Below are 9022 nucleotides of genomic sequence, written 5' to 3' on the forward strand. Positions count from 1 at the left end.
AAAGCCACTCTTAATCGTGTCTTGGAACGAAATAGAGGCTTTTAAAGACTGCGTACATGGAGAATTAAAACAAGAATTACCCTCGAAAAGCCTATTTTTCCACTAAGTATTTATGCTCATTGCAAAGGTGAGATGCTCCCACTTTATCTCAGGTTAAAGAAGGTATTATGGCAAAATTTGCTTTGTTAATTGGTGTGAGCGAGTATTCCGAAGGATTGCGTTCAATTTCTAGCGCGACTCAAGACATTGAAGCAATGCGCCGAGTATTAGAGCATCCGGACATGGGAGCCTTTGATCAGGTTACAGTGTTGTCTAACCCAGACAAAGGGAGCATGGAAAGAGCAGTCGAGGATTTATTTACTAATCGCCAGAGAGACGACTTAGTTCTTTTATATTTTTCTGGACATGGTCTTAAAGATCAAACGGCTGAATTTTGCCTAAGTGCAAGAGACACTGAGCGTGATCAGAATGGAGAGCTTCGTATCTCAACAATTTTAGCCGCAAGTAAACTTAATAAGTATATGAACAATAGTCGTTCCCAAAGGCAGATGATTATTCTCGACTGCTGTTTTAGCGGAGCATTGGTTCAGGGAATGCCAATCAAAGGGGAACTTAACATTCAAGAGGAATTAGGAGGTAAAGGAAGGGCGATTTTAACCTCTTCTAGTCCGATTGAATATTCTTTTGAGTCGGAAGATAAAGATTTGTCCATCTATACAAAATATCTAGTTGAAGGAATTGAAACTGGTGCAGCAGATAAGGATGGTGATCAATTAATTTCTGTTAATGAATTGCATGAGTATGCCAGCGAACGAGTAAAGGAAGCTGCCCCGGCAATGACTCCCAAATTTTATCTTTCTCTTGAAGGAGAGGATACTATTTATTTAGCCAAATCTCCTCTTGCTGCCACTAATCCTATATTTATTTATCGTGAGAAGGTTAGAGAAATTCTAGATGAATGGAGCAAGGAAAATATATGTAAAGAAAATTTTAATCGTGTAGAAAGAAACTGCCTAAATGAACTAAGAAACGAATTAGATTTATCATTACAGGAGGCAGATATTATTGAACAAGAGAATCTTGCGCCATTCAGAAAAAGATTACAAAATCTAACAGAGTACAAAGCAACTTTTAGAGAATTATTAGCTGATTCTATTTCAATAACAGAAGGAAACAGAAGGAGACTAAAAGAGTTACAAAGCCGTTACGGGCTGAGGGATGATGATATTCAGGTGATTGAAGAAGAAGTGCAAAATGAGGTTTATCCCATTACTCCGACGATTCCACCAATCACTTCGCCTTCTGCAAAAATCGCCCAAATTTTGCATTCTATAAAAACTTTAAAGCCCCAAAATTTCAAATTAAATCTGCCAGTTAGCATAGGAATAGCATCAATAGCAGTTGTAAGTTTATTTGCCATTTATCGCCCTGATAATTGTCCAAAACAAACGGGAGACTTTATTAGTGAAGGAGAAGAAGTTCTTAATTACTCTCAACCGTTTAACAAGAAGAAAGGTACAGAATATTTTGCACAGTGTGATTATCAAAAAGCCCTGTTAAGATTTAAGGACGCATGGCAACAGGATAGGCTAGATGCAGAAACATTAATTTACTTAAATAATGCTTTACTAGAAGCCAATAAAATGCAATATTACACGATTGCTGTTGCTGTTAGTATTCCCAAAAATCAAAGTGACTTTAATGATGATGATGGTGATAGTCGAGCAAAAGAAATGTTACGAGGAGTAGCGCAATTACAAACAAAAATTAATCTGGGACTTTTAAATGACAATGATCCATTCCTCAAGTATTTTCCAGATCAAAATTTTATCAATAAAAAAGCGATTAATGGTAAGGGATTAAAAGTTGTCATTACTAATGATGAAAATGACGAATTACTAGCCAAAAAGACAGCATCATCTCTTTCCCAGCGTCCTGAAATTTTAGGGGTTGTTGGTCACTATCCCAGTGAAATGACTCTAGCAACGGTGGATATTTATAATCAAAATAATTTAGTTTTGATTTCTCCGGGATCAACGACTAGCGAGCTTACTAAACACCCCAGAAAAAATTTTCTGCGAACTGTTTTTTCCGTCGAGCAACAATCTCCTGCCATTGCAAAATTTTTACAAGAAAAGTCTATTAAAAAAGTGGTGGGCTTTTATAGTGAAGGAAGTCCATTTAGTGAATCTTTTTTTAATAGTTTTAAAACTATTTTTACACGCCCTCCATTCTCTGGAACTGTAGTAAAATTAGATGAATTTGATCTCGGAAATAATTTTAAGGCAGAAGAAGCCATCCAAGAGTTACGAAAAAGACAAGGAAAAATAACAGAAGAAATAGGGCTTGTACTATTCCCAAAAGCAATTGGCGATGCTCAAGGCGATGCAATTAGACTTATAAAACTTAATAATAGTCAAAATTGGGTTATCGGATCATGGGGGCTTCGTAGTTCTCGTACCTTAGAACAAATTAACAACCTACAACCTTTTCAAAAGTTTGTTATTACGGTTCCTTGGGATTCTTTAACCAGTCCTAACCAGGATTTTCTTAAGGATGCCAAAATTTTATGGACTACAACTTCTGTTAATGCAATAACGGCCCTATCCTATGATGCAACTCTTGCTCTAACAAAAGCTCTAGAAAAGGCAAATACTCCCACACGAATTAATATCCTTGAACAATTAAAGTCTCTTGATTTTCTTGTCACTAAAGGTGCAACTGGGACAATTCAATTCGATGAAAATGGCGATCCCCAAAATCCCTCCGTAGAATTTGTTCGCATTGTGGAGTGTCGGACACTAAGTTCAGATTTTGCTTTTGTCCCAATCAAGCATCCTACTGCTAAAGATGATGGTTTATCCTGTTTAAACTCACCCAAAAAGCCTAGTCCCTAGCTAATCAGGGTTGACGGAAAAAGTCTGAAATGCCGCTAGGAAAAAGGTTTCGACTCAATCAAGCGATCGCCCCTCTTGTAGGTTGGGTTGAGGAACGAAACCCAACACAGAATTAAATAACCAACTAAAATAATCTATACTAAGCCAATAAAGCCCGTTTTATTGGCTTTCCTGCCTCCTATCGACAGTAGGCTAAAACTAATAAGTGGGTGGGTGGAATTAAATATAAGATGAACGTAGGTTGGGTTGAAGCATGAAACCCAACGCCTGCATGGGTTACGCTACCGCTAACCCATCCTACAAATAATTTTGCCTCCCTACTTAATTAATATCATCGTCGCAATTACTCGTGGACTGGAGACAACAACTGATTATTTTTACCCGTTATCCGGAATTGGGGAAAGTAAAAACCCGTATGATTCCAGCTTTGGCAGCCGAGGGAGCCGAAGAATTGCACCGCAAACTGGCCGAATATACTCTCGGTAAATTAGCGGGTTTGAGGAGTTTTCTCTCTCTGATCATTTACTACCATGGCGGCAGCGAGGAAAAAATGCGTACTTGGTTAGGTGTGCATTATTCCTATCATTCTCAACGGGGAAAAGACTTAGGAGAAAAGATGCAAAATGCCTTTGCCGATGGTTTTGCTCAAGGGATGACAGCGATCGCTATTATTGGCACAGATTGTCCAGAAATCGGGGAAAAAGAGATTTTAGCAGCCTTTGAAGCCCTAAAAACCCACGATATGGTTTTAGGGCCGGCGTTAGATGGAGGATACTACCTAATTGCTTTAAAACAGGTCTTTCCAGAGCTTTTTGACGGTATTCCCTGGGGAACGGGGGAAGTCTTAGCAAAAACCCAGACAATCGCCGCTAAACTGGCTTTAAAAACCGCTTATCTGCCTAAATTAGCCGATATTGATCGCCCGGAAGACCTGCCCATCTTAAAAAAATACCTGCCAGAATTAAGGTTGAACGATGACGGGGGTTCCCATGCGGACTAAATCAAACAACACTTTCACATCCTGATTCCGCATCCGCACACAACCATGGGAAGCGGCGCGACCGAGGGAATTTTCCGCAGGGGTGCCATGAAAACCGATGGAATTTTTGCCGTCAGTCCAAAAACCGATCCATCTTTCCCCTAGGGGACTATTGGGACCAGGGGCGCTGACTTTGCCTGTCCAGGGACTTTTCCAGACGGGATTGCGAACTAATTCCCGCACTTCAAATTTACCTGTGGGGGTTTCCCAGCCTTTTTTGCCGACGGCGACGGTAAATTGTGCTAAAACTTGCTTATCTTGATAAACGTAAACTTTTCTCTCTTTCAGTTTTAAGACCAGATGGGTAGCGAGAGTTTAATTGGCCGCCGTATTCGGGGTGACAGTGCTGATTTGGTTAGCTTGGGCCGGATATACGGGTAAACAAGTTAATCCTAATCCGATGATTAAGAGGGTCAAATTTCGTTTGAACGCCATTGTTCCCACACTCCTCAATTGCGATAGCGATGATTTTTCAGGATAGCAAATAGGGAACTTTTTGGAAGCTCAAGCCGTCTGGGCTGTGCCGGTTTTAGCTTCGTACTGCCGACAACCTTCACAGGGACCTGTGGGATTAACCGCACAACGCAAATGGGGGGAATAGGCATTAAAACGACAACTAAGATCACCGATCAAGGCCGGTTTATTTTCTGTCTCTAGAGGAATTGACAAAAAATCACTGGCCATCACCGGGCTGTATTCGTGACGATAGCGAATCCCCCTCAAACGGTTACTTAATCTCTGTTGGGATCGGTTAATCAACCAGAGACTAACGAGAGAGGGAAAGAGGGCAAGGATAAAAACAAAGGTTATCCTGATCACGATTTCAGTTTAGGCGATCGCCAGTGCTGCTAACTTATTATTGAGGCCGGCGCTAGAAATTAGGCCATAACCAGGGAAGACTTAAGGGGTTCTTCCTTTTTGCTTTCATAAACTCCCGCAGTACTGGGGAATCCTCTGGTTAGTTCCCGCACTTTAATCTCACCTGCTTGCAGGGATTTGGTCAAAATTTCCATGGCAACCACGGGTTTACCCGCACCACAGAAGAATAAATCGGCGGCGAAATAGCCGTGTTCAGGCCAGGTGTGGATCGCGATATGAGATTCAGCTAAAGTCGCCGTCGCGGTAACTCCGTGGGGACTGAACTGGTGGACACACAAATCGATCAGCGTTGCTTCTCCTGCCGTAATTCCATCGAGGATAGCGCGACGAATGCGCTCGGGATCGTTGAGGAGGTCAGCAGGTACTTGCCAAGCATCGACAATCAAATGGGTTCCCAGTTTGGTCATTTTTTTTTCAATACTCCCTATCGAAAAACCTTCACAGATTTACCAGCATAACACAATTTTTCTAACTTGTGCAAAAAAGATCTGGTTTTTCTCGGTTACTTTCTCTAAAAACTGGGACAGAGCAGGGGAGAAGGGTGTGGGGTGTGGGGTGTGGGGTGTGGGGTGTGGGGTGTCGGGTGTCGGGTGTAGGGTGTAGGGTGTGGGGTGTGGGGTGAAGGCTTACGTCTGCTTGACAATAGTATTGTTAGGCGTTAGGATTTGAGTGTGGTGGACTACCACTAAAATTAGCTAAATGCAATGAACAGCGACCATTTGCCCAATATCCACCCCGGTGAAATCCTCAAGTTAGATTTTCTGGAACCGCTCAATATTACCCCCTACAGACTGAGCAAAGATTTAAGCGTAGCTCAAACTCGTATCGGTGAGATTTTAGCTGGTAAGCGTAGTATCACTGCGGACACAGCTTTGCGTCTGTCACGATATTTTGGTAACAGTCCTCAGTTTTGGCTGAATCTTCAAACAGACTACGATCTCCGTCAAGCTCAGACAAAGAATGCCGAAGTTTATAACCAAATTCCTATTACTCCATTTACAGATTTAGCTTAGGGGACTAATTTTATCTAGGAGGGGGGACGGGATTAGTGGGGACGGTGGGACTGGGAGAAGCGGCAGGAATGGGGGGATTTTCGGGTTTACGGACTTGGGGGACGGGTAACAGATAGAAAAGTAGGGCGCAAGCGACAAGACTGCCTAATCCCGCCAAAAAAGGTACTGTCCGACTGGCCGCCGATTCATTCACCTTATGGTAGCGACGGGAAACTGGCTGTAATTTCAGGGTTAGGTCAGGTAAAGTGCGAGTATCGGCAAAAAATTGGTCAATCGCTTCTATTAAATCGAATAACTGCACGGTACTGATTTCTATCTTCACCGGACTTTCTGGGATGTTCAAGTCCGTTGATGGATACCAGACCAGACGATGGAGATTATGGTCAATCTTTTCTAGGTACACATGATCTGGTTCATGGACGGGGTCTTGGGGATGACGAACACCACTTAAAAATTCTTGGGCATACTGACTGACCGCTTGTACCAAATTTTCCAAGAAAACCCGACCACCTTGCAGGACTTTATTGGCCCCGATTAACCGACATTCTACGTTAGTCAAAATTGAGAGTAAAGGTCGGCTATCCCCGGGGTTAGCCGGGGCAAAATCATCGCCGAAACCATCGAGAATCAGGGTACAATTGGGCAGGCTATACTGTCTTCTCATTTTTACACGATCTCCCCATCAAATAAACTAATCCAAAACCGCTGCATTCCCGTCGTACCAGTACAAAATAATAACTGATCGAGGAGGGATAAAGCCAGTTCATTTAAAGCATTTTCATCGGCTAGATAAACCGATACTTTGGCCCGCCGGGGGTTCATGCGACTGCGAAAATTGGAGCGAAATCTTTCTAGGTATTCTGATAAAAGAAAATTATTATCCACGGGTAAACCCTTTGATTCCATCTGTTGCCGCGCTAACAGTAATTGTCGGATGGATATAGCTAGGGGTTTGGCCCGGTAACTGGCAATGATAACTAAAGCTTTTGCTTGGTCAAGGGTCAGACGGTCGAGGGTGTAGGAAATTCGCCACGGATTAGTACAGCGTAAGCGCCAGAAAATAATCCGGTTTTTGATAATTTTATCGAGTCCTAGTTCTTTACAGAGGGCTAACAGGGCCTCCCCGGCACCGACTTCTAAGGATTCCAACGCTAACAGCATTAAATCGATATGCTGTTGGAGATGTAGGGCGCATTGCTGACTTGCAATCGGAAAATCGGGTAAAACGCTTAAAATAACCGGTTTTTCTGTGGCTGATGTTGTAGATTCGGGCGTTAGGCTAGTAGGGGTCATGATATAGGAGAACTAAAACACAAGGGCGATCGAGTCAGGGTATTGTAAATTGTATTGTATAGATAGCTGTCCCCCATTTTACGAGACACGGAAACCGAATGGATCTGAAATCATTGATTCGCGATATTCCCGACTTTCCCAAACCGGGTATTGTCTTCCGCGATATTACTACCCTACTCAATCATCCCCAAGGATTACGTTACACGATCGATACCCTAACGGCAAAGTGTCGCGATTACGGTTTATCCCCCGATTACATTGTCGGTATGGAATCCAGGGGTTTTCTCTTTGGTGTTCCTTTAGCATACCAATTAGAAGCGGGATTTATTCCCGTCCGGAAACCGGGCAAATTACCCGCCGCCGTGCATAGTATCGAGTATGATTTGGAATACGGAAGCGATAGCCTCGAAATTCATCAGGACGCGGTGGCATCCCATCATAAAGTCTTAATTGTCGATGATTTAATCGCGACGGGAGGGACGGCGAAAGCAACGGCTGATTTATTAGAAAAAATTGGTTGTGAGGTGTTAGGATTTGCCTTTATCATCGAGTTAATCGACCTCGGTGGTCGGGAAAAATTACCCGATTTACCGATTATTACCCTCATCGATTATTAGGTTTTTTCTATGACGGCGACTGATGATAATTATAAGGCTGCAAACGCTCGATCGAGTGCTAATGGGTTACAATCTCTCCTAACTAGCGAAACTTTTTTATATATTGTCAAGCGTGTTCTCCAGGGTTTATTAACTCTGTTGTTGGCCTCGGCTTTGAGTTTCGCTATTATCCAATTAACCCCAGGCGGTTTTCTGGCTTTGCTTGACCTTAATCCCAAGATTAGTCAGGAAACTAAAGAACAATATATTGCCCTTTTTGGTTTAAAAGACCCGGCGATTGTCCAGTATTTTAAATGGTTGTGGCAAGTGGTAACTCAGTTTAATTTTGGTCTGAGTTTTACCTATTTTCGTCCCGTGTCTTCCCTATTATTAGAGAGAATTCCAGCGACGTTATTAATGTCTTTGACTTCCATCATTCTAACCTGGGCGATTGCGATTCCCTTGGGCATTCTCAGCGCCGTCAAACAAAACCAATTTATCGATAAATTTTTTCGAGTTATCAGTTATCTTGGTCAAGGTTTCCCCAGTTTTATCACTGCCCTTTTACTGCTAATTCTCGCCCAAAATGTCTCGCCGCTTTTACCGGTGGGTGATATGACCAGTATTAACTATTCGGAATATTCCCCTATCGGTAAAGTTTTAGATATCGCTTGGCACATGATTTTACCAACTATTGCCCTGACAGTTACCAGTTTTGCCGGATTACAAAGATTGATGCGGGGACAATTATTAGATGTTCTGCGACAGGATTATATTCAAACTGCCAGGGCGAAAGGTTTACCGGAAAATAAAGTTATCTATGTCCACGCTTTACGCAATGCTATTAATCCCCTGATAACTCTTTTGGGCTTTGAATTTTCCAGTTTGTTAAGTGGGGCATTTATCGCCGAATTTTTCTTTAACTGGCCCGGATTAGGTCGTTTAATTCTGCAAGCTGTGACGGCTAAAGATTTATATTTAGTTATGGGCAGTTTAATGATGGGGGCTACTATGTTGATTATCGGTAATCTCCTGGCTGATTTACTTCTCAAAGCTGTAGATCCTAGGATTAAATTGGAGGATTTAAAGTAGGGTGATAGGGAAATTTCAGCTAAATTTCCCACTACCCAACGGGTGCATCTCACATTTGCAGAAATAGGGACAATCAGCAATTATCAGTGACCCTTAAATTATTACAGATGTATCAGCAGCTGCGTGTAAGCATCCCACCGAAAAACTAATGCGCGGGGGGTTTGGGGGCGGCGCCACGCCCCCAACGGGGGGTTTGGGGGGTAGAACCCCCCA

10 protein-coding genes and 1 pseudogene are annotated in these 9022 nt (G+C 42.6%); 6 read left to right on the forward strand and 5 right to left on the reverse strand.

Annotation, left to right across the window (positions count from 1 at the left end; all coding sequences use genetic code 11):
• Window positions 1-167: 167 nt before the first annotated feature.
• Window positions 168-2897, forward strand: coding sequence for a caspase, EACC1-associated type (locus O9334_RS05680; protein WP_287999653.1), 2730 nt, complete (start codon window positions 168-170; stop codon window positions 2895-2897).
• A gap of 349 nt (window positions 2898-3246) precedes the next feature.
• The gene (locus tag O9334_RS05685) at window positions 3247-3897 is read left to right on the forward strand and encodes a TIGR04282 family arsenosugar biosynthesis glycosyltransferase (RefSeq protein ID WP_287999654.1); all 651 of its coding nucleotides are present in this window, start codon (window positions 3247-3249) and stop codon (window positions 3895-3897) included.
• On the opposite strand, the pseudogene O9334_RS05690 reads toward O9334_RS05685, so the two are convergent.
• From O9334_RS05690 to speD, 3 genes and pseudogenes are all read right to left on the reverse strand, one after another.
• Window positions 3859-4371 (reverse strand): annotated as a pseudogene (locus tag O9334_RS05690) (L,D-transpeptidase). The gene O9334_RS05685 and the pseudogene O9334_RS05690 overlap by 39 nt on opposite strands.
• Window positions 4372-4440: 69 nt before the next feature.
• A complete protein-coding gene (locus tag O9334_RS05695) occupies window positions 4441-4755 on the reverse strand; it encodes a DUF6464 family protein (RefSeq protein ID WP_045358676.1) in 315 nt (104 codons plus the stop codon).
• Between the two features lie 59 nt (window positions 4756-4814).
• Entirely contained in the window at window positions 4815-5222 is a 408-nt protein-coding gene (speD, locus tag O9334_RS05700) for an adenosylmethionine decarboxylase (RefSeq protein WP_002795793.1), read from the reverse strand.
• A gap of 68 nt (window positions 5223-5290) precedes the next feature.
• Between speD and O9334_RS05705 the strand changes: the two genes are divergently transcribed.
• Together O9334_RS05705 and O9334_RS05710 are read left to right on the forward strand one after the other, a co-directional pair.
• Entirely contained in the window at window positions 5291-5437 is a 147-nt protein-coding gene (locus O9334_RS05705) for a hypothetical protein (protein ID WP_287999655.1), read from the forward strand.
• Window positions 5438-5519: 82 nt separating this feature from the next.
• Entirely contained in the window at window positions 5520-5828 is a 309-nt protein-coding gene (locus O9334_RS05710; protein WP_045358675.1) for a HigA family addiction module antitoxin, read from the forward strand.
• 10 nt (window positions 5829-5838) lie between these two features.
• Here O9334_RS05710 and O9334_RS05715 read toward each other — a convergent pair whose 3' ends face one another.
• Together O9334_RS05715 and O9334_RS05720 are read right to left on the reverse strand one after the other, a co-directional pair.
• Window positions 5839-6492, reverse strand: a complete 654-nt coding sequence (locus O9334_RS05715; protein WP_045358673.1) for a DUF4335 domain-containing protein — start codon at window positions 6490-6492, stop codon at window positions 5839-5841.
• 2 nt (window positions 6493-6494) lie between these two features.
• A complete protein-coding gene (locus tag O9334_RS05720) occupies window positions 6495-7121 on the reverse strand; it encodes a DUF3038 domain-containing protein (RefSeq protein WP_287999656.1) in 627 nt (208 codons plus the stop codon).
• Between the two features lie 98 nt (window positions 7122-7219).
• On the opposite strand from O9334_RS05720, the gene O9334_RS05725 reads away from it, so the two are divergent.
• Both O9334_RS05725 and O9334_RS05730 read left to right on the forward strand, forming a co-directional pair.
• Entirely contained in the window at window positions 7220-7738 is a 519-nt protein-coding gene (locus tag O9334_RS05725; protein ID WP_002737799.1) for an adenine phosphoribosyltransferase, read from the forward strand.
• Window positions 7739-7747: 9 nt separating this feature from the next.
• Entirely contained in the window at window positions 7748-8809 is a 1062-nt protein-coding gene (locus O9334_RS05730; protein WP_002801333.1) for an ABC transporter permease, read from the forward strand.
• The last annotated feature ends 213 nt before the right edge of the window (window positions 8810-9022 follow it).

Source organism: Microcystis sp. LE19-8.1F (assembly GCF_027531715.1).
In the GTDB taxonomy this organism is placed as follows: domain Bacteria; phylum Cyanobacteriota; class Cyanobacteriia; order Cyanobacteriales; family Microcystaceae; genus Microcystis; species Microcystis wesenbergii_A.